Genomic DNA, 19040 nt, shown 5'->3' with positions numbered 1-19040 from the left:
CGCTTCGAGCGGAGGCGCGGCCGGGTCGGGACGGAGCGGCGGGCAGGGGACGGCCCGCCGCTTCGTCATGCTTCCGGCGTCCCTCCGGCCTCGCGGGCCACCATGGCCTCGATGCCGGCGACCAGGATGTCCAGGGCGTAGGCGAAGTCCCGCTCCCAGATGGCCGTGACGGAGCCGTGCGAGGCGCGCTCGTCGAGGATGTCGGTCATCGGCTCCAGCGCCTCGCGGAACTGCGGGTCCTCGCGGAAGGCGGCGACGGAGCCGGTGTAGAAGGCGTCCTGCGTCATGCCCGCCTCGGCCGCCCGCCGCTCGAACTGCGACTCGATCGTGCCGTAGCCGTACACGAACTGGAAGACCGCCGACATCGCGCCCGGCTGGCCGCTCAGCGGCAGCCCGGTCTCCCGGACGGCCTCCTGGATCTTCCCGCCGACGGCGATCGCGTGCGGCCCGATGTTCAGGTACTGGCCCGCGCACGGCGACATCCAGGGGTGGCGGACCAGCATCCGCCGGTAGTGCAGGGCGAGCGTCCGGATCCGCTCGCGCCAGTCGGCCCCGGCGGCGACCGCGTCCAGGTCGATCTCCGCGTACACGGTGTCGATCGCGTACTCGATGATGTCGTCCTTGGTGTCCACGTACCAGTACAGGGACATCGCGGTGACGCCGAGCTCGGCCGCGAGCCGCCGCATCGACAGCTTGGCGAGCCCGTCCCGGTCGAGCATCCGCACCGAGGCGGCCACGATCCGGTCCCGGTCGAGCCCGGCGGGGCCGCCGCCGCTGCGGGCGGCCCGCTGCTCCAGCCAGACGCTGGAGCCCGTCGGGTTCCTGGTCCGGTCCGCGGCCTTGACCATGCTCGTACTCCGTCCGTCGGCAGTCGCCACCATGCTAGGCAGCGACGACGGGCTCGGCCGCCACGGGCTGCTCCGTCCGCTCCGCCCGCCTCAGCAGGAAGGCGGCGAGGAGCCCGCCGACGAGGACGGCGACCGCGCCGACCAGCTGGCTGGTCTGGAGCCCGGAGGCGAAGGCGTCGGAGATCCGTGCCCGCTCGGCGTCGTCGCCGGCCGCCGCGAGGGCCGCCGGGAGCGAGGTGGCGGTGACGGTGACGAGGGCGGCGAAGCGGGCGTTGAGGACGGCGCCGAGGACGGCGACGCCGAGGCCGTTGCCGAACTCGGCGAGGGTGCCGTTGACGCCCGCGCCCACACCGGCCTTCTCCGGCGGGATCGCGCTCATGATCGCGTTGGCCATGGCCGGGTTGGAGACCGCGAGGCCGACGCCCATCAGGACCAGGCCCAGCAGCATGCCCCAGTAGGTGCCGTCCGTGCCGCCGCCGATCAGGGCGATCGACGCGAGACCGGCGGCGACCAGCGTCATGCCGACCGTGACGGTGAGCGGGGTGCCGAGCTTCATCACGATCCGCGGGCCGACGCCGCTGAGGTTGAGGACGACCACGGTCAGCGCGAGCGGCGCCATCCGCAGACCGGCCTCCAGCGGCGCGTAGCCGAGCACGAACTGGAGGTGCTGGGTGAGCAGGAACAGCGAGCCGCCCATCCCGAACATCACCAGGATCGCGCCGGCGACCGCGCCCACGAACTTCTGGTTGCGGAAGAAGTGCATGTCGAGCATCGGGTACGGGGTCCGCAGCTCCCACAGCGCGAAGGCGGCGAGCACGACGACGCCGATCGCGGCCGGGACCAGCACCTCGGTGGAGGTCCAGCCGTGCTCGGGGCCGGTGATGATCGCGTACACGGCGGCGGTCATGCCGATGGTGGAGAGCAGCGCGCCCAGCAGGTCCGGGCGGTCGCCCTGGGGGTTCTTCGACTCGGGGACGAGCTTGAGGACGGCGACCAGGCCGATCACGGCCACCGGGATGTTGATCAGGAAGATCATCCCCCACCAGAAGTGGTCGAGGATCACGCCGCCGATCAGCGGGCCCGCGGCGAAGCCGAGCGAGCTGACGGTGGCCCAGAGGGCGATGGCCTTCACGCGCTCGGAGTCGTCGAAGATCTGCATGACGACGGCGAGGGTGGTGGTCATCAGGAGCGCGCCGCCGACGCCCATGCCCGCGCGGGCGGCGATCAGCTGCGCGGTGGAGCCGGCGAGACCGGCGGCGAGCGAGCCGAGGCCGAAGAGCGCGAGGCCGACGGCGAGCAGCTTCTTGCGGCCGTAGCGGTCGGCGGCGTTGCCCGCCGTCAGGAGCAGGCCGGACTGGACGAGCGAGTAGGCGTTGATCATCCACTGGATGTCGCTGGTGGAGGCGTGGAGCTCGGTGGTCAGCGAGGGGATGGCGACGCTGAGGACGGTGTTGTCGAGGAGCACGGTGAGCTGGGCGAGACAGATGACGCCGAGGATCAGCCAGCGCTGGGGATGGCCGCCTGTCGCCGTGGGCGTGGCCGTCATGGAAACTCCTTATACGGTGTACGAGGGGGAAGCTCGTACACCGTATAGGAGGCCTCTTACGCTGTATAGGGCTTTTTATTCCGGGGTGGCGGTCAGGTCGTAGAAGGTGGTGCCGCCGACGGTGGTGGCGGTGAAGGTCTCCTGGACCCAGGTGCTGATCTCGGAGCCGCCTCCCACGGCGCCTCCCATGCCGCCTCCACCTCCTTCGCCGCTTCCGCCGCCTCCGCCGCTTCCGATGAAGTAGTGGATCCGGCCTTCGGCGACGTACTGCTTGAACTGGGCGAGGGTCGGGGACGGGTCGCTGCCGTTGAAGCCGCCGATCGCCATGACCGGCTTCTCGGTGGCGAGCTGGTAACTGGCCGCGTTCTGCGCGCCGACGGCCGCGGCGGCCCAGGTGTACGCGTCGGCGTCCTGGAGCAGCTTCGCCTTGGCCTCCGCACCGACGGTGGCGCCGTTGAGCAGTCCGCCCATGCCGCCGCCTCCCATGCCGCCGCGCTCGCCGAAGGCCGGCATCCGACCGGTCTGGCCCGTGGGGGGCTGCTGACCGCCCTGGGTCTGACCGCCGCCCTGGGTCTGACCGCCGCCGGGGAAGCCGTTCGGGGGCTGCATGCCGTTGGGAGGCTGTGCGCCGCCCGCCTGGCCGCCGCCGTCCGTGCCCTGGCCGCCGTCCGCGCCCTGGCCGCCGCCGTCCATCCGCTGCGTCCCGGCCGGGAGTTCGCCGCCGCCCGGGAACCCGCGGCCGCCGCCGCCCGGTCCCCGGCCGCCGAAGCCGGCGCCCGCCGGGCCCGCCGTGACGATGGAGCCCTGGTGACCGGTGGAGAGCGTCTCCAGGGTGTACGCGAACGGGGCCGCGAGGCCCGCCGCCAGGCCGAGGCCCGCCGCCGCCAGGCCCAGGCGCCGGTCGACCCGGCCCGCGGCGAGCAGGCCGAGCACGGCCACCGCGCCCGCGACGAGCACGGTCCAGCGCAGCCAGGGGAGGTAGTCCGGCGTACGGCCAAGCAGCGTCCAGGACCACCAGGCCGTCACGCCGACCGCGGCCGCGAGGCCGGCGGAAGCGGGCAACCGGGTCCGCTCCTCCCACAGCACCGCCGCGCCCATGCCGACGAGGGCGGCGAGGTACGGGGCCAGGGCCACCGTGTAGTACTCGTGGAAGATGCCGGCCATGAAGCTGAAGACGCCGAGGGTCATCAGCAGCGAGCCGCCCCACACGAGGAACGCGGCCCGGGCCGTGTCCGTGCGCGGCGCCCGCCAGGTGACGACGAGTCCGGCGACGAGCAGCAGCAGCGCGGCCGGGAGCAGCCAGGAGACCTGGCCTCCGATGGAGTCGTTGAACATCCGCAGCAGCCCGGTCTCGCCCCAGCGGCCGCCCTGTCCGCCGCCGGGTCCGCCCCCGCCGCCGACGCTGCCGACCTCGTCGCCGTTGATCCGGCCCAGGCCGTTGTAGCCGAAGGTCAGCTCCAGGAAGCTGTTGTTCTGCGAGCCGCCGACGTACGGGCGCGAGGCCGCCGGCCAGAGCTCGACGAGCGCCACCCACCAGCCGCCGGAGACGATCAGCGCGAGCCCGGCGAGGCCCAGCTGGCCGCACCGCTTCAGCGGCCGGGAGGGCGCGCACACCGCGTACACGAGCGCGAGCGGCGGCAGGATCAGGAAGGCCTGGAGGGTCTTCGTCAGGAAGGCGAAACCGAACGCGACCCCGGCCGCGACCAGCCACTTCGTGGAGCCCTCGGCCCGCTCCAGGGCCCGCAGCACCGCGTACGCGGCCACGGTCATGAGCAGGGCGAGCAGCGCGTCCGGGTTGTTGAAGCGGAACATGAGCGCGGCGACCGGGGTGAGCGCGAGCACCGTGCCCGCGATCAGGCCGGCGCCCGCGCCGAAGCGGCGGCGGACGGCCGCGTACAGCACGGCGACCGTGCCCACGCCCATCAGCACCTCGGGCAGCAGGATCTGCCAGGAGCCGAGGCCGAAGAGGCGGACGGAGAGCGCCATCGGCCAGAGCGCGGCCGGCGGCTTGTCGACGGTGATGGCGTTCGCCGCGTCGAGCGAGCCGAAGAAGAAGGCCTTCCAGCTCTCGCCGCCGGCCTGGACGGCCGCCGAGTAGAAGGAGTTGGCGTAGCCGGAGGCGGTCAGGTTCCACAGGTAGAGCGCGGTGGTGACGGCGAGCAGGCCGAGGAAGGCCGGGCGTACCCAGGGGGCGTCGTCGGGACGGCCGCGCCACAGCCGGGCGAGCCGGCCGGGGGCGCGGGGGCCGGCGTGCGCGGCCGGCGGCGCGGGTGGGTTCACGGGCGGGGTGAGGGCGGTCATCGGGGGTCCCCCGTGGGGTGTCGGCGGTCCGGGAAGACCCAGAGCCGGAAGAGCAGGAAGCGGAGCACGGTCGCGGCGAGGTTGGCGACGACGAGCACGGCGAGTTCGGTGGAGTGCGCCGGGTCGCCGGTGGCCGCGCCGAGCGCCGCGAGGGAGCCGCTGGTCAGGGCGAGGCCGATGGCGAAGACGACGAGTCCCTGCGCCTGGTGGCGGACGGCCCGGTCGCGGCCCCGGACGCCGAAGGTGAGCCGGCGGTTGGCGGCCGTGTTGGCGACGGCGGAGAGGAGGAGGGCGGCGGCGTTGGCGAGCTGGGCGCCGGTGCCGAGCCGGAAGAGGGAGTAGAGCGCCAGGTAGAAGAGGGTGGAGAGCACGCCGACGACGCAGAAGCCGACGAGCTGGCGGGCGAGTCCGCCGGGCACCCCGGAGAGCTCGCGGTCGCGCGGGTCGTCGCCGAAGGGCCGGGCGAGCCGGTCCAGCGGCAGCGAGCCGGTCGCGAGCGCCCTCCCGACCCGCCAGACGCCCTTCAGGTCGTCGGTGGCGGTCTTCACGAGGTGCACGGTCGAGTCGGGGTCGTCGATCCAGTCGACCGGCACCTCGTGGATCCGCAGTCCGGCCCGCTCGGCGAGGACGAGCATCTCGGTGTCGAAGAACCAGCCGGTGTCCTCGACCATCGGGAGCAGCCGCTCGGCGACGTCGCGCCGGATCGCCTTGAAGCCGCACTGGGCGTCGGAGAAGCGGGCGGCGAGCGAGCCGCGCAGGATCAGGTTGTAGGCGCGGGAGACGAACTCCCGCTTGGGCCCGCGCACCACCCGCGAGGAGCGGGCGAGCCGGGAGCCGATGGCCAGGTCGGAGTGGCCGGAGATGAGCGGCGCGACCAGCGGGAGGAGCGCGTTGAGGTCGGTGGAGAGGTCCACGTCCATGTAGGCGAGGACGGGGGCGTCGGAGGCCGACCACACGGTCCGCAACGCCCGGCCGCGGCCCTTCTGTTCGAGCCGTACGGACCGCACCTCGGGCACCTCGGCGGCGAGGGCGGCGGCGATGGCGGGCGTGGCGTCGGTGGAGGCGTTGTCGGCGACGGTGACGCGGAAGCCGTACGGGAAGGTGCGCGTGAGGTGCGCGTGGAGCCGGCGGACGCACGGCTCCAGGTCCTTCTCCTCGTTGTAGACGGGGATCACCACGTCCAGAACGGGCCGGCCCGCTTCGCTCACCGGCAGGTGCTCCCGGGCGGGGAGGGTGCCGGGGGCCTGCGTCGCGGGCCCCGCGAGGGTGTGGGTTCGCATGTCCACGACCCTCGACGGGCCCGCTGTCACGGCTGTGTGATCAGCCTGTGGTCAGCCTGTGAGTGCGCGCCCACGGGGTTCTTCTCCGCCGGGAGGATCACCGAGAAGACCGTCCGTCCGGGGACCGAGGCGACGGTCACCTCGCCGCCGTGGGCGGCGACGACGGCGCGCACGATGGCGAGGCCGAGCCCGGTGGAGCCGGCCTGCCGGGAGCGGGAGGCGTCGCCGCGGGCGAAGCGTTCGAAGACGGCGGGCAGCAGCCCGGGCGGGATGCCGGGCCCGTCGTCCTGGACCTCGACGACGACGGCCGCGCCCTCGCCCCGGACGCGGGCGGTGACGGTGGTGCCGGGCGGGGTGTGGGTGCGGGCGTTGGCGAGCAGGTTGAGCAGCACCTGCTGGAGGCGGGCCCCGTCGCCGCGGACCGCCGTCTCCCGCCCGTCCCCGGGCAGTTCGAGGCGCCAGTGGTGGTCGGGCCCGGCCGCGCGGGCGTCGCCGACGGCGTCCACGACCAGCGGGACCAGGTCGGTGGTCTCGTCCGAGAGGGGGCGTCCGGCGTCGAGCCGGGCGAGCAGCAGCAGGTCCTCGACCAGGCCGGTCATCCGGGTCGCCTCGGACTCGATCCGGCCGAGCGCGTGCCGGGTGTCGGGGCCGCACTCCTCCCGGCCGCGCCGGGTGAGTTCGGCGTAGCCGCGGATGGAGGCGAGCGGGGTGCGCAGTTCGTGGCTGGCGTCGGCGACGAACTGCCGGACCCGGGTCTCGCTCTGCTGGCGGGCGTCGAGGGCCGCGTGCACGTGGTCGAGCATCCGGTTGAGCGCGGCGCCGACCTGTCCGACCTCGGTCCGTGGATCGGCCTCGGCGTCCGGCACCCGCTGGTGGAGCGCGACCTCGCCGCTGTGCAGCGGCAGCCGGGCGACCTGGGCGGCGGTGGCGGCGACCCTGCGCAGCGGCCGCAGCGCGATCCGGACGAGGACCGTCCCGGCGAGGGAGGCGGCGGCGAGGGAGGCGCCGGTGAGGCTGAGCTCGACGAGGACGAGGGTGGAGAGGGCGTTCTCGACCTCGGTGAGCGGGATGCCGGTGAGGAAGGCGCCGTGGGCGCCCTCGGTGTGGACGACCCGGTACGAGCCGAGCCCGCCGGGGAGGTCGACGGTGTGCGCCCGGCCGTCGCGGGGCACGGCGGCGAGCGCGCTCTCCTGCGCCGCGTCCAGCTCCCTGACCGGGAAGCGGGGTCCGTCGCCCGTGCCGCTGCCGGCCACCTCCGTCGAGTACCCGGCCTCGGTGACCTTCCCGTCGTCGACGACGGCGCCGAGCGTGCCGATCGGCGAGCCCGGCGTGCCGAGGAAGGCGAGCGGCTCACGGCCGCGGAGCGGGTCGGGTCCGAGCGGCGCTCCCGGCGGCCCGGCGGCCCGCTGGGCGAGGCCGGTGAGCTGCTCGTCGGCCCGGTCGTAGAGGTAGGAGCGGTACGCGATGGTGGTGACCGCGCCGATGACGGCCGCGACGACCGCGATCAGCGCGACGGCGGAGACCACGAGCCGTGTCCGCAGCGACCACGGCCGCCGGGATCCGCTCCGGGGACGGAGGAGGGGGCGGAGCCGGGGACGGAGGCGCACGGGGCCTACTCCCCCGGCTTGATGAGGTAGCCGGCCCCCCGCCGGGTGTGGATCATCGGCGAGCGCCCGGCGTCGATCTTCCGGCGCAGGTAGGAGATGTACAGCTCGACGACGTTGGCCTGGCCGCCGAAGTCGTACGACCACACGCGGTCGAGGATCTGGGCCTTGCTGAGCACCCGGCGCGGGTTGCGCATGAGGTAGCGCAGCAGCTCGAACTCGGTGGCGGTGAGGTGGATCGAGTCGCCGCCCCGGGTGACCTCGTGGCTGTCCTCGTCGAGGGTGAGGTCGCCGACCACGAGGACCGACTCGCTGCGGGCCTGCGCCGCGCCCGAGCGCCGGATCAGGCCGCGCAGCCGGGCGACGACCTCCTCCAGGCTGAACGGCTTGGTGACGTAGTCGTCGCCGCCGGCCGTGAGCCCGGCGATCCGGTCCTCCACGGCGTCCTTCGCCGTCAGGAAGAGGACCGGCACCTCGGGCAGCTCGCGCCGGATCGAGCCGAGCAGGCTGAGCCCGTCGACGTCCGGGAGCATGATGTCCAGGATGACGACGTCGGGCCGGAACTCGCGGACGGCCCGCAGGGCACCGGCCCCGTCGCCGGCGCTGCGGACCTGCCAGCCCTCGTAGCGCAGGGCCATCGAGAGCAGCTCGGAGAGGGAGGCCTCGTCGTCCACGACGAGGACGCGGACGGCGGTGCCGTCGGCACGGAGCAGATCGGCGCGGGTGCCGCGGCGGGCTGAAGTGCTGCGAGTGGTGACGGTCATGGCACCACGCTGGCCGCCGCCGCTGAGATCCCCCTTGCGCTTTCCTGTGAATTCCCTGAGAAAGCCGTGGGCCTCCCCGGTCAGGGTTTCACGTGAAACATCGCGGCGCCGTTGTCGTGCAGCACCGCCCGGAGCCAGTCGTCGCCGAGCCCGAGCCGCTCCAGGGCGTCGAGCTGGTGGACGTACGGGTACGGGATGTTCGGGAAGTCGGAGCCCAGCAGGATCCGGTCCTGGAGGTCGACGAGCCGCTTGAGCGCCTCGCGCGGGAAGGGCGCGAGCCGCTCGCTGAAGTCCGTGAACGCCATGGTGGTGTCCAGGTGCACGCCCGCGTACCGCTCCGCGAGCCCGAGGAAGTCCTCGTACTCCGGCATGCCCATGTGCGCGACGATCATCCGCAGACGGGGATGGCGGGCGAGCAGCTCCCCGGCCGGTCCCGGTCCGGTGAAGGCGCCGGGCGCGGGCCCGGAGCCGCAGTGGACGACGACCGGCGTCCCGCTCTCGGCAAGCAGTCCCCACACCTCTTCGAGGAGCGGGTCGTTGGGGTCGAAGCCGCCGACCTGGACGTGCACCTTGAAGACCCTGGCCCCGGCGTCGAGGGCCCCCCGGACGTACCCGGCGGCCCCGGGCTCGGGGAAGAAGGTCGCGGTGTGCAGACAGCCGGGCGTCCGCGCGGCGAAGTCGGCGGCCCAGGAGTTGAGCCAGGCGCCCATCCCCGGCTTGTGCGGGTAGAGCATCGAGGTGAAGGCCCGCACGCCGAAGCCGCGCAGCAGCTCGACCCGCCGGTCCTCCTCCTCGCGGTAGGTGATGGGCCAGGGCTGCCCGGTCATCGGCCCGACGGCGTCGAAGTACGCCCAGACCTTGTCGAGCACGTTCTTCGGCATGAAGTGGGTGTGGACGTCGACGAGCCCGGGCAGCCCGAGCCGGGCGGTCAGTCCCCGTACGGCCTCACGCTCGTTCAAAGCCGTAGCTCCGCTCGACCTTCCCGATGTGGCAGCTGTACGCCTCGTACCAGTGCTCGCGCCCGTACGACTTCGCCGCCAGGTGCGCGGAGTCGAGCCGCCAGGCGTCGAGGGCCTCCAGGTCACGGAAGTAGGCGACGGTGATGCCGAGGCCGCCGGGGGTGCGGGCCGACTCGTAACCGAGGAAGCCGGGGACGGAGGCGACCCGCTCGCGCAGCTCGGCGGCCGTGTCGGCGTACCCCTCGGGGGCGTCGGGCCGCAAGGAGGTGAAGACGGCGGTGTAGTACGGCGGTTCGAGCCCGGAGATCGGTTTCTGCGTCATGCGATCACCCTCGCCGGGCGGCCCGGACGCTGTCCACGGCCGCCGGCCAAAGGGATCCAAGACTTTACGAACGGGAGCCGGTCAGAACAGCCCGTCCTGCCCGCTCCCGGCGGCGGCGACGCCCACGGGCACGCTCCAGACGTCCGCCTCCCCGCCCCTTTCCAGCCCCCACCCGCCGAGCAGCCGCCCGTCGAGCACGAGATGGCGGCCGGCGGGATCACGCAGATGCAGGTCGGGGCCGGCCGCGGCGAGCACCCGCCCGGTGACGATCCCGCCGTCGACGAGCTGGGTGACGCTCCCGTCGAGCGCGGGCAGCTCCCCGAGCCCGAAGACCTCCCCGTGGTCGTACGCGGCGAACGGCAGCGCCTCCAGGGTCTCGCCCCAGCCCCCGACGCCCAGGGCCCGGCCGTACAGCTCCTCGATCTCACCGCGCCGGGCGGCGGGGTCCGGCAGCCCGACCCGCAGCGCCCGCTTCCGCTCGTACGACACCCGGTCGGGCACGCCGAGCGCCTGCCGCAGCACCTCCTCCGTCCGCCGGGCGGCCATCAGCGGCCCGCGCCCGAGCCAGCAGAAGGCGACCGCGCCCTGTTCGAGGAGACGCGCGGACCCCCGGTGCTCCCCCGTGATCCCGACCTTCACGGCGCCGGGCCCGAACCAGGCGAGGTAGACGCGGTAGGGCCGGGGGTCGTCCGCGAAGGTGTCGGCGGCCACGGAGTGCGCCCGGTCGAGCCGCGCGCACGCGGGGCAGAGCCCGCCGGTGGACCGCCCGGGCACGGCGGCGCCGAGCGGGCAGGCGTTCCCCCGCACCCCGGCGCAGACCCGGCCGCCGACGGCCCGGAAGCCGAGCGGCCGCCCGTACGCGACCGGGCTCGTCCGGCCGCCCCACCACCGCAGCACGGCCGCACCGTCGACCCACCCGACCCCGCCGCTCCGCCACACGCCCCGGTCACCTCCCATGCCCCCATCCTCCCCTCAGGGCAGGACGTAGATCCGCGTCCCGTCCGGGCAGGGGTCGCCGACCTCGCGCATGCAGCCCCGCTCGATGAGCCGCCGGACGCAGTCGCGGACGCGCTCGCCGGAGAGGCCGGTGCGCCGGGTGACGTCCTGGGGGCGGCAGCGGACGCCGCCGCGGACGAGGGCCGGGGCGAGGTAGCTGGCGACCGCCCGCATGTCGCCGCTGATCTCCCAGGACTCGACCAGCTCCTGCGCGCTGAGCGGCGGCGGACCTTCGCCGCCCCGCTGGCGGGGCACGGCGAACGAGCGCTCAAGGGAGTCGGCGACCCTTGAGAGGCTGCGCCGCGTCTCCCGCAGCAGCTCCGCGTACGCGACGAGGTCCGCGGCGCCCTCGTCGATGCGCCCTTCCAGCCGGACGAGGACGTCGACGAGCTCGGGCGGCAGCACGAACCCGCTGTGCGCGGGCGCCGGTTCGAGTCCGTAGCCGCCGTGCCGCTGCACCTCGGCGACCAGCTCGCCCACCCAGGCCCGGAACGGCCCGGCCTCCGGCGCGCGACAGGCGGTGACGAGCTGCACGAGCCCGGGGAGGCTCACCATGCGGGCGGTGCCCCGGATGCCGCTGCGCGCGAGGACGTCCGGGCTCGGGGCCAGTTCGCGGGCCGGCGCCAGGCACCAGGCGGGCAGGACCACGCTGCGCAGCGCCTCCCGCGGCCCGGCGTAGCCGAGCTGCCGGGCCACGTCCACGACGGGGAACCAGTGCGCCCCGTCGACGGCCGTCATCCGTCTCAGCCGGCCTCCCGCGGCGGCCCGAACGAAGTCATCGATGTCGATCGCGTCCAACGATCATCACCTCCACCCGCACGCTAGGCCGAAGGCATATTCAACTGACATGCAAATCTGATGGGTTCACCCAAAAGGGGAAGGCCCCGGGCAAACCCGGGGCCTTCGAAGTAATCTCCGCGTCCGCCTGCTCCGCTAGCGGGCGACGAACTGCGTGAGGATCGCCTGCACCTCGTAGATGTCCACGCCCTTGGTGAACGTCTTGGTGACCGGCAGCTGCTGACCGGAGATCCAGATCTTCAGCTCGGCGTCGAGGTCGAAGGTGCCGGCCGTCTCGACGGCGAAGTGCGTGATGCTCCGGTACGGGATCGAGTGGTACTCGACCTTCTTGCCGGTGATGCCCTGCTTGTCGACGAGCACGAGCCGTCGGTCCGTGAAGAAGATGACGTCACGGATCAGCAGGTACGCGGCGTGCACCTGCTCCCCCTGGCCGAGCAGCCGCGCGTAGTCCTGCTGCGCCTGCGCCGGATCGATGGCGTGCGCGTTCCCGAAGAGCGCCATGGCTCTACCCCCCACATTTCAGCCAAAAAATACGATCATCCGAACCTAACCCCACGCACCCCACCGCTGGCAACGCCCGAATCCCACCCGGACAACGCAAGAGGCCCGGACTCTCGTCCGGGCCTCTTGTCTGTGTGCACTCGGCAGGATTCGAACCTGCAACCTTCTGATCCGTAGTCAGATGCTCTATCCGTTAAGCTACGAGTGCTTGTTTTTAGTTCTTGTCTCCGTTTCCCGGCCCTTTCGGCCCGCTGTCCCGGCGACAGGAAGAACATTACATGAGTCCCGGCGTCATGTGAAATCCGATTAGCCCACCCCCTCTGACCTGCGGAAACGTCATCGAGGGGGGTCGGGGGCGGTGGGGTGGAGCGGGGGGTTCCAGCCCGGGGAACGGGGCTGGAGGGGGAGAAAGAGACCGGGGTCACATGAGGGCGGGGCCGGTGGCGCGCTCCCTGGCAAGAGGGCGTCTCCAGTCGGAGGGCGCGGGTGGGAAAACCGGTCCGGGAACGGCGGAAGCCCCGGCCGTGGGGCCGGGGCTTCCTGAAGCGGAGGCGGAGGGATTTGAACCCTCGATGGGCGATAAAGCCCAAACCGCATTAGCAGTGCGGCGCCATAGACCGGACTAGGCGACGCCTCCTCGCACCCCGCGCATGCGCGGATGGTGCGTGCAGATGATGACACAGGCGAGCCTCGTGTCACCAATCGCTTTCACCGTACCGGGCGGGCGGGGTGCAGGGCAAAGCCCCGGCGCGTCCCGAGGACCCCGTCCGGGCCCCCGCGCGGCGCACCCCGGTTGCGCAACGCGCCCGGGGTCGCAGCGTTAGAGAGGTGTCCCGCTCCTGCCCGTCCGCACGTCTCCGGAGTCGTTCCATGCCACTGCGCCGTCTCGCCCTCCCCGCCGCGCTCGCCGCCGCCTTCGTCACCTCCCTCACCTCCCTCGCCGGCGCCGCCTCGGCCGGGCCGCTGCCGCCGCTGCCGCTGCTGTCGCCGCCCGACGCGCTGACGGTGACCGTCACCGGGAGCGGGAACCCGCAGGCCGAGGGGAGCTGGAAGCTGACCTGTGACGACCGGCCGGGCGGCGACCATCCGGCGGCCGCGCGGGCCTGCGAGCGCCTGGCGGGCTTCGCGCGCGCCGGGGAGAACCCCTTCGCGCCGGTCCCGGCGGACGCCCTGTGCACGCAGATCCACGGCGGGCCGGTGACCGCTCAGGTGACCGGCACCTGGCAGGGACGCCGGATCGACGCCCGCTTCTCCCGCGCGAACGGCTGCGAGATCGACCGCTGGGAGAACATGGAACCGCTCCTTCCGAGCGTCCGGGGCTGACGGGACGATCGGGGGCGCCGTTAGACTCCCTCCGTGACAGGGCCGCCGCCCGAGGGGCAAGATGGGGCCGGCCCGCCGTCACGGCACATGCCGGACGGCGCACACCGCGGGCACGGCCCGCGCGCAATTGCAGGCGTCAGGGAGGAAGCGTCGTCGTGAGCAGCAGGCCATCCCGAGGCGCTGCTCGCCTCGCAGCCATACTCGACGCCCTCCCCGACGGCCTCGTGCTCGTCAATTGCAACGGCACGGTCGTCAACGCCAACACCATCGCCCTCGGCATGTTCGAGACCCCCGGCACCGCGCTCGTCGGCCGTGGGCTGCTCGATCTGCTGCCCACCTTCGACTCGCGCCTGATCCCCGGCTCGATGCGCCGCCCCGACCCGGCGGACGAGCTCGGCCGGACCAAGCCGATGCGGATGATGGCCCGCCGCACCGACGGCGGCGAGTTCCCCGTCGAGGTGACGAGCGCCAGCCTGGAGGACGGCCGCGAGGCGTACGACTCGTACGCCTCCTACACCGGCGACGAGCTGCTGATGCTCGTCGTCCGCGACCTCACCGGCACCCTCGACACCGAGGCCGAGCTGGCCCGCTCGCAGCGGCAGACCGAGATGATCCTGCGGGCCGCCTCCGAGGGCGTCGTCGGCACGGACACCGACGGCCGGGTCGTCCTCGTGAACCCCGCCTTCGCGCAGATCCTCGGCTACCGCGCCGGCGAGCTGGGCGGAGCCGAGCTGCACCCGCTGATCCTCCCCAAGCGCGCCGACGGCACCCCCTTCCCGTACGAGGAGTCCCCGCTCGCCGACACCCTCAAGTCGGGCCGCAAGCACCGGGTGCGCGGCCAGGTGCTGTGGTCGAAGGCCGGCGACCGGGTGCCGGTCGACCTGACGACCGCTCCGGTGCGCGACGGCGACCAGCTCGTCGGCGCCGTGATGACCTTCACCGACCGCCGCCCCCACGAGGAACTGGTCGCGCAGCAGGAGGAGCTGGCCGAGCGGCACGCCGCCGAGCTGGCCGAACTGACCGAGCGGCACGCCACCGAACTCGCCGACCGGGCCGAGCGGCACGCGGCCGAGCGCGAGGCGCAGGCGGAGAAGTACGCGGCCCTCGCCTCCCGGCACGCCCAGCTGACCGCCGTACTGGCCGAGTCGCTGCGCGGGCCCCTGGAGGAGCTGCGCGGCGAGCTGGGTTCGCTCGCCGCCGACGACGGCGTGCAGCTGTGGCCCGAGGCCAACCGGCTGCTGCACCACCTGGTCGCCGGGTCCGCCCGGATGACCACCCTCGTCGACAACGTCCTCGGCTACCAGCGCCTGGACTCCGGCGAGGAGGAGCTCGACCGGAAGGTCGCGCTGCTCGACGGGATCGTCACCGGCGGCATCGACGCCGCCGTGGAGCTGATCGGCCCGGGCCGCGCGCAGTTCGCCGTGCACGCGCCGCCGATCGAGGCCGAGGTCGACGCCGGCCGGCTGGCGACCGCGCTCGCCCACCTCGTCGCGGACGTGGCCGGGGTCGACGCCACCGGCAAGACCCGCGCCTCGGCGCAGGGCACCGCCGGGCCCGCCGACTCCACGATCGTGGTCGCGGCGGCGCAGCGCGGCGAGGTCGTCCGCATCGAGGTCCGCGGCCCGTACGCGGGCGGCGACCCGGTCCACGGGCCCATCGTGCGCGGGATCGTGGCGGCGCACGGCGGTGTCGTGCAGACCCACGAGGTGCCGGGGACGAGCGGCGGCGCGTACGTCCTGGAGGTGCCGATCGGCGCGGGCCGGGGAACCGTTCCCGCAGCCGAGGTGGCCCTCGCGTCCGAGTCCCCGGTCGTGCCCGAGGCCGTACCCGCGGCCCTTCCCGAGGCCGGGGCCACGCCCGCGCTCGCGCCCACGCCCACGCCCACCCCTGGGCCCGTGCCCGCTCCCGTGTCCGAGACCACGCCCGAGGCCGAGCCGTCGAGCGGACCCTCCGCCGGCGCCTCGCCGGAGGCCGGGCCCGCGGCCGGTGTGCCGGCGCTGCCCGCGCAGGCCTCCGGTCCGGTGGACGGCGGGACCGCGGGCGGTTCCGGGCGGCGCCGGGCCCGGCGCCCCTCCACGGACGCGTTCCTGGAGAGCGCGACCTCCCCGGAGGGCGGTGCCGGGGCGGTCGCCGTGCCGGCCGCGGGTGGCGGACGCCGCCGCGCCCGCACGGAGGAGGCCCCCGGGCCCGCCGAACTGATCCCCGCCCAGCAGTCCACCGGCGTGGAACCGACCGGCCGCCGCCGGGGCCGGCCCGCCGAGGGCTCCGTCGTGACCGCCGCCGAGGGCGCCCAGGAGCGGGCCGCGCTCGGTGCCGCCGTGCCGCCGCAGGGCGTGGCCCCCGTCGAGCCCACCGGTGCCCTCGCACCGGCTCCGGCCCTGCCGGCCGCGCCGCAGGGCGGCGCGATCGCCGTGGCCTCCCCCGGGGGTGCCGAGGCCGAGCGGCCGACCGGTCGCCGCCGGCGGGCGCTCGCCGCCGCGCAGGAGCGGGCCGCCGCCGCCGAGGCGGGGCCCCGGACGCCGTTCGCGCTGCCGCCGGCCGAGGCCGACCGCGACGAACCGCCGGCCGCCGACGTCGGCGAGGCCGGTGCCGCGCCCGAGGAGCGGCCGCAGCACGGAGCCGCACGGGACGTGCCCGCCGGGCACACTCCCCCGCAGCCGCACCCCCTCCCGGCGACTCCGGCGGCTCCGGCGGCTCCGGCCGCCACCGCGGTCCCGGCCACGGGACTCGCGCCCGTGCCCGCGCCCATGCCCGCACCGACGCCGGCTCCGGCGCCCGCGCCCCTCGCCGTACCGCCGGCCGCCGCGACCGCCCCGTCCGCGACGCCCGCGAACGGCACCGCCACGCCGTCCGGCACCGGCACCGGCACCGGTTCCGTACCGCTGCCTCCCGAACTTCCGATGCCCGCGCCCAAGCCCGCCACCGCGCCGTCTCCGGCGCCGTCGGTGCCGTCGGCTCCGCTGCCGAAGGACTCCACGCAGGGGCGGGCGTTCAGCGTGCGCACGCTCGGGCAGGGGGTGCCCTTCGCGCCGCCGCTCCAGGCGGGGACGCCCGTGGCCGCTCCGTCGAACGGTTCGGGCCGGCGCCGCAAGCTCGCGACGCCGCCGGAGCTCGACCCGTCGGCCTCCGCCCCGGCCGCTCCTGCCCCGGCCGCCGCGCCGGCACCGCTCCCGGCTGCCGCGCCCGTGCCCGCTCCCGTGCCCGCCGCCGAGTCCGAGGGGCGCGGGCGGGCGTTCGCGATAGGGGCGCCGGCCGAGGGGTCCGACGAGGGGCCCGAGCCGCTCGACGGCCCCGGCGGTGCCGTCGAGGTCGTGAACCGGCCCGCGCCGCTGCCCGTCGACGACGAACTGCCCCCGGAGCCGCTCGACAACCCGCGCCGGCTGCTCGTCTGGCCCGCGCCGGACGTCACCACCCAGCAGGCGCTGAGCGACCGCGGCTACCGGCCGGTGATCGTGCACTCCCGCGAGGAGGTCGACGCGCAGATCGCCGCCTTCCCGGCCGCGCTCTTCGTCGACCCGCTGACCGGTCCGATCACCCGGACCGCGCTCCAGTCGCTGCGCCAGGCGGCCGTCTCCGCCGAGGTGCCGGTGCTGCTCGCGGCCGGGCTCGGGCAGGCGGGCCGCGAGGAGGCGTACGGCGCCGATCCCGCCGTCCTGCTCAAGGCGCTCGCGCCGCGCGACAGCGAGCAGCACCCCTCGCGGGTCCTGGTCATCGAGGAGAACGAGCACATCGCCGACGCCCTCGCCGCCACCCTGGAGCGGCGCGGGATGCAGGTGGTGCGCGCCGCCACGGACACCGAGGCGGTGGCGCTGGCCGGCGAGACGCGGCCGAACCTGGTGGTCATGGACCTCATGCAGGTGCGCCGCCGACGGGCCGGGATCATCGACTGGCTGCGGGCGAACGGGCAGCTCAACCGCACCCCGCTGGTCGTCTACACCTCGGCCGGCCTCGACGCCGAGCGGCTGCCGGAGCTGTCCTCCGGCGAGACGGTCCTCTTCCTGGCGGAGCGCTCCAACAGCGCCGAGGTCCAGGCCCGGATCGTCGACCTGCTGGCGAAGATCGGCACCAACTGACGAGAGGGGGAGGGCCGCCGACGCGGCCCTCCCCCTCTCGTCGTGCGGGCCCTACAGCTGGGTGACGTCCAGCTCGCCCTCCGCGTACTGCTTGCGGATCACCTTCTTGTCGAACTTGCCGACGCTCGTCTTCGGGACCGCCGGCACGATCGCCCAGCGCTCCGGCAGCTGCCACTTGGCGATGCCGCCCTCGGTGGCGAGGAAGTCCCGCAGGGTCGCGTAGTCGGCGGTCTCGCCCTCCTTGAGGACGACGGTCGCGAGCGGGCGCTCGCCCCACTTCTCGTCCGGGACGGCGACGACGGCGGCCTCGGCGACGGCCGGGTGGGCCATGATCGCGTTCTCGAGCTCGACGCTGGAGATCCACTCGCCGCCGGACTTGATGACGTCCTTGGCGCGGTCGGTGAGGGTGAGGAAGCCGTCGGGGCTGATCACGCCGACGTCGCCGGTCTTCAGCCAGCCGTCCTCGCTGAACTTGTCCTCGGGGCGGATCGGGTCGGCGCCGATGCCGCCGAAGTACGAGCCCGCGATCCAGGTGCCGCGCACCTCCAGCTCGCCGGCGGACTCGCCGTCCCAGGGCAGGTGCTCGCCGGAGGGGCCGACGAGCCGGCCCTCGACGCCCGCCGGGAAGCGGCCCTGCGTGACGCGGTACGGCCACTCCTCCTCCGGCGTCAGCCCGGCCGGCGGGTGCGCCATCGTGCCGAGCGGGGAGGTCTCCGTCATGCCCCAGGCGTGACAGAGGCGGACGCCCAGCCTGTCGTACGCCTCCATGAGGGAGGGCGGGCAGGCGGCGCCGCCGATGGTGACCTGCTTCATGGAGGAGAGGTCGCGCGGGTGGGCGGTGACCTCGGCGAGCAGGCCCTGCCAGATGGTGGGGACGGCGGCGGCGTGGCTGGGCTTCTCGCGCTCGATCATCTCGGCGAGCGGGGCCGGCTGGAGGAAACGGTCCGGCATGAGCATGTTGATGCCGGTCATGAAGGTGGCGTGCGGCAGGCCCCAGGCGTTGACGTGGAACTGCGGGACCACGACCAGGGTCGTGTCCGTGTCCGTCAGGCCCATCGACTCGGTCATGTTCACCTGCATCGAGTGCAGGTAGATCGACCGGTGGGAGTAGACGACGCCCTTCGGGTCGCCGGTGGTGCCGGAGGTGTAGCACATGGCGGCGGCCGTGCGCTCGTCGAGCTCGGGCCAGTCGTAGGTGGTCGGGCGGCCCGCGATCAGCTCCTCGTACTCGTGGACGCGCGGGGCGGCGCCGTCGAGGAGGGAGCGGTCGCCGGGACCGGCGACGACGACGTGCTCGACCGTCGGCAGGTGCGGCAGGAGCGGGGCGAGGAGGGGCAGCAGGGAGCCGTTGACGAGGACGACCCGGTCGGCGGCGTGGTGGACGATGAAGACCAGCTGCTCGGGGGGAAGCCGCAGGTTGAGGGTGTGCAGGACGGCGCCCATGGAGGGGAGCGCGAAGTACGCCTCGACGTGCTCGGCGTTGTTCCACATCAGCGTCGCCGTGGCCTCGCCCGGCCGGACGCCCAGCTCGTCGCGGAGGGCGTTGGCCAGCTGGGCGGCGCGGTCGCCGATCTCGGCGAAGGTGCGGCGCTGCGGCTCCGGCTCGCCGGTCCAGGTCGTGACGGTGGACCGCCCGTGGACCCGTCGACCGTGTTCGAGGATGCGGCTGATGGTGAGCTGTACGTCCTGCATGGTGCTGTACACGGGGCGTCCTCCCGGTGGGCG

At 74.4% G+C, this 19040-nt stretch carries 14 protein-coding genes and 2 tRNA genes; 2 read left to right on the top strand and 14 right to left on the bottom strand.

Annotation, left to right across the window (positions count from 1 at the left end):
• Window positions 1-65: 65 nt before the first annotated feature.
• The 13 genes from ABZ621_RS15165 to ABZ621_RS15105 form a co-directional block, all read right to left on the bottom strand.
• Complete coding sequence (locus ABZ621_RS15165; RefSeq protein WP_360604446.1) at window positions 66-848, bottom strand: TetR/AcrR family transcriptional regulator; 783 nt, start codon at window positions 846-848, stop codon at window positions 66-68.
• A 34-nt stretch (window positions 849-882) separates the two neighbouring features.
• The gene (locus tag ABZ621_RS15160; RefSeq protein ID WP_360604444.1) at window positions 883-2394 is read right to left on the bottom strand and encodes an MFS transporter; all 1512 of its coding nucleotides are present in this window, start codon (window positions 2392-2394) and stop codon (window positions 883-885) included.
• A gap of 75 nt (window positions 2395-2469) precedes the next feature.
• Window positions 2470-4695, bottom strand: a complete 2226-nt coding sequence (locus ABZ621_RS15155; protein ID WP_360604442.1) for a glycosyltransferase family 39 protein — start codon at window positions 4693-4695, stop codon at window positions 2470-2472.
• Window positions 4692-5975, bottom strand: a complete 1284-nt coding sequence (locus ABZ621_RS15150) for a bifunctional glycosyltransferase family 2/GtrA family protein (RefSeq protein ID WP_360604440.1) — start codon at window positions 5973-5975, stop codon at window positions 4692-4694. The genes ABZ621_RS15155 and ABZ621_RS15150 overlap by 4 nt, the downstream gene beginning before the upstream one ends.
• A gap of 26 nt (window positions 5976-6001) precedes the next feature.
• Window positions 6002-7582 (bottom strand): ATP-binding protein, encoded by a 1581-nt coding sequence (locus ABZ621_RS15145; protein ID WP_360604438.1) that lies wholly within the window; start codon window positions 7580-7582, stop codon window positions 6002-6004.
• 5 nt (window positions 7583-7587) lie between these two features.
• Window positions 7588-8343, bottom strand: coding sequence for a response regulator transcription factor (locus tag ABZ621_RS15140; protein WP_169093979.1), 756 nt, complete (start codon window positions 8341-8343; stop codon window positions 7588-7590).
• 80 nt (window positions 8344-8423) lie between these two features.
• Window positions 8424-9302, bottom strand: a complete 879-nt coding sequence (locus tag ABZ621_RS15135; protein WP_360604436.1) for an amidohydrolase family protein — start codon at window positions 9300-9302, stop codon at window positions 8424-8426.
• A complete protein-coding gene (locus tag ABZ621_RS15130) occupies window positions 9289-9624 on the bottom strand; it encodes an antibiotic biosynthesis monooxygenase (RefSeq protein ID WP_360604434.1) in 336 nt (111 codons plus the stop codon). The genes ABZ621_RS15135 and ABZ621_RS15130 overlap by 14 nt, the downstream gene beginning before the upstream one ends.
• An 81-nt stretch (window positions 9625-9705) precedes the next feature.
• Window positions 9706-10581, bottom strand: coding sequence for a DUF2797 domain-containing protein (locus ABZ621_RS15125; RefSeq protein WP_360604432.1), 876 nt, complete (start codon window positions 10579-10581; stop codon window positions 9706-9708).
• Window positions 10582-10596: 15 nt separating this feature from the next.
• Entirely contained in the window at window positions 10597-11418 is an 822-nt protein-coding gene (locus ABZ621_RS15120; RefSeq protein WP_360604430.1) for a Bro-N domain-containing protein, read from the bottom strand.
• A 135-nt stretch (window positions 11419-11553) separates the two neighbouring features.
• On the bottom strand, window positions 11554-11919 hold the full coding sequence (locus ABZ621_RS15115) for a PH domain-containing protein (protein ID WP_043224835.1): 366 nt from the start codon (window positions 11917-11919) through the stop codon (window positions 11554-11556).
• Between the two features lie 135 nt (window positions 11920-12054).
• Window positions 12055-12127, bottom strand: a tRNA-Arg gene (locus tag ABZ621_RS15110).
• A 338-nt stretch (window positions 12128-12465) separates the two neighbouring features.
• A tRNA-Ser gene (locus ABZ621_RS15105) sits at window positions 12466-12556 on the bottom strand.
• 233 nt (window positions 12557-12789) lie between these two features.
• On the opposite strand from ABZ621_RS15105, the gene ABZ621_RS15100 reads away from it, so the two are divergent.
• Entirely contained in the window at window positions 12790-13242 is a 453-nt protein-coding gene (locus tag ABZ621_RS15100; protein WP_360604428.1) for an SSI family serine proteinase inhibitor, read from the top strand.
• 155 nt (window positions 13243-13397) lie between these two features.
• The gene (locus ABZ621_RS15095; RefSeq protein ID WP_360604426.1) at window positions 13398-17315 is read left to right on the top strand and encodes a PAS domain-containing protein; all 3918 of its coding nucleotides are present in this window, start codon (window positions 13398-13400) and stop codon (window positions 17313-17315) included.
• Window positions 17316-17366: 51 nt separating this feature from the next.
• Here ABZ621_RS15095 and ABZ621_RS15090 read toward each other — a convergent pair whose 3' ends face one another.
• Entirely contained in the window at window positions 17367-19019 is a 1653-nt protein-coding gene (locus ABZ621_RS15090) for a long-chain fatty acid--CoA ligase (RefSeq protein WP_360604424.1), read from the bottom strand.
• Between the last annotated feature and the right edge of the window lie 21 nt (window positions 19020-19040).

The organism is Streptomyces sp. NPDC007863, assembly GCF_040633895.1.
Classification (GTDB): Bacteria; Actinomycetota; Actinomycetes; order Streptomycetales; family Streptomycetaceae; genus Streptomyces.
This window is presented reverse-complemented; position numbering and strand designations above follow the sequence as displayed.

What these genes read in the sequence shown, in the direction of transcription:
- ABZ621_RS15165 (WP_360604446.1), bottom strand. Translation starts at nt 848, where the DNA reads ATGGTCAAGGCCGCGGACCGGACCAGGAACCCGACGGGCTCCAGCGTC.
- ABZ621_RS15160 (WP_360604444.1), bottom strand. Translation starts at nt 2,394, where the DNA reads ATGACGGCCACGCCCACGGCGACAGGCGGCCATCCCCAGCGCTGGCTG.
- ABZ621_RS15155 (WP_360604442.1), bottom strand. Translation starts at nt 4,695, where the DNA reads ATGACCGCCCTCACCCCGCCCGTGAACCCACCCGCGCCGCCGGCCGCG.
- ABZ621_RS15150 (WP_360604440.1), bottom strand. Translation starts at nt 5,975, where the DNA reads ATGCGAACCCACACCCTCGCGGGGCCCGCGACGCAGGCCCCCGGCACC.
- ABZ621_RS15140 (WP_169093979.1), bottom strand. Translation starts at nt 8,343, where the DNA reads ATGACCGTCACCACTCGCAGCACTTCAGCCCGCCGCGGCACCCGCGCC.
- ABZ621_RS15130 (WP_360604434.1), bottom strand. Translation starts at nt 9,624, where the DNA reads ATGACGCAGAAACCGATCTCCGGGCTCGAACCGCCGTACTACACCGCC.
- ABZ621_RS15125 (WP_360604432.1), bottom strand. Translation starts at nt 10,581, where the DNA reads ATGGGAGGTGACCGGGGCGTGTGGCGGAGCGGCGGGGTCGGGTGGGTC.
- ABZ621_RS15115 (WP_043224835.1), bottom strand. Translation starts at nt 11,919, where the DNA reads ATGGCGCTCTTCGGGAACGCGCACGCCATCGATCCGGCGCAGGCGCAG.
- ABZ621_RS15100 (WP_360604428.1), top strand. Translation starts at nt 12,790, where the DNA reads ATGCCACTGCGCCGTCTCGCCCTCCCCGCCGCGCTCGCCGCCGCCTTC.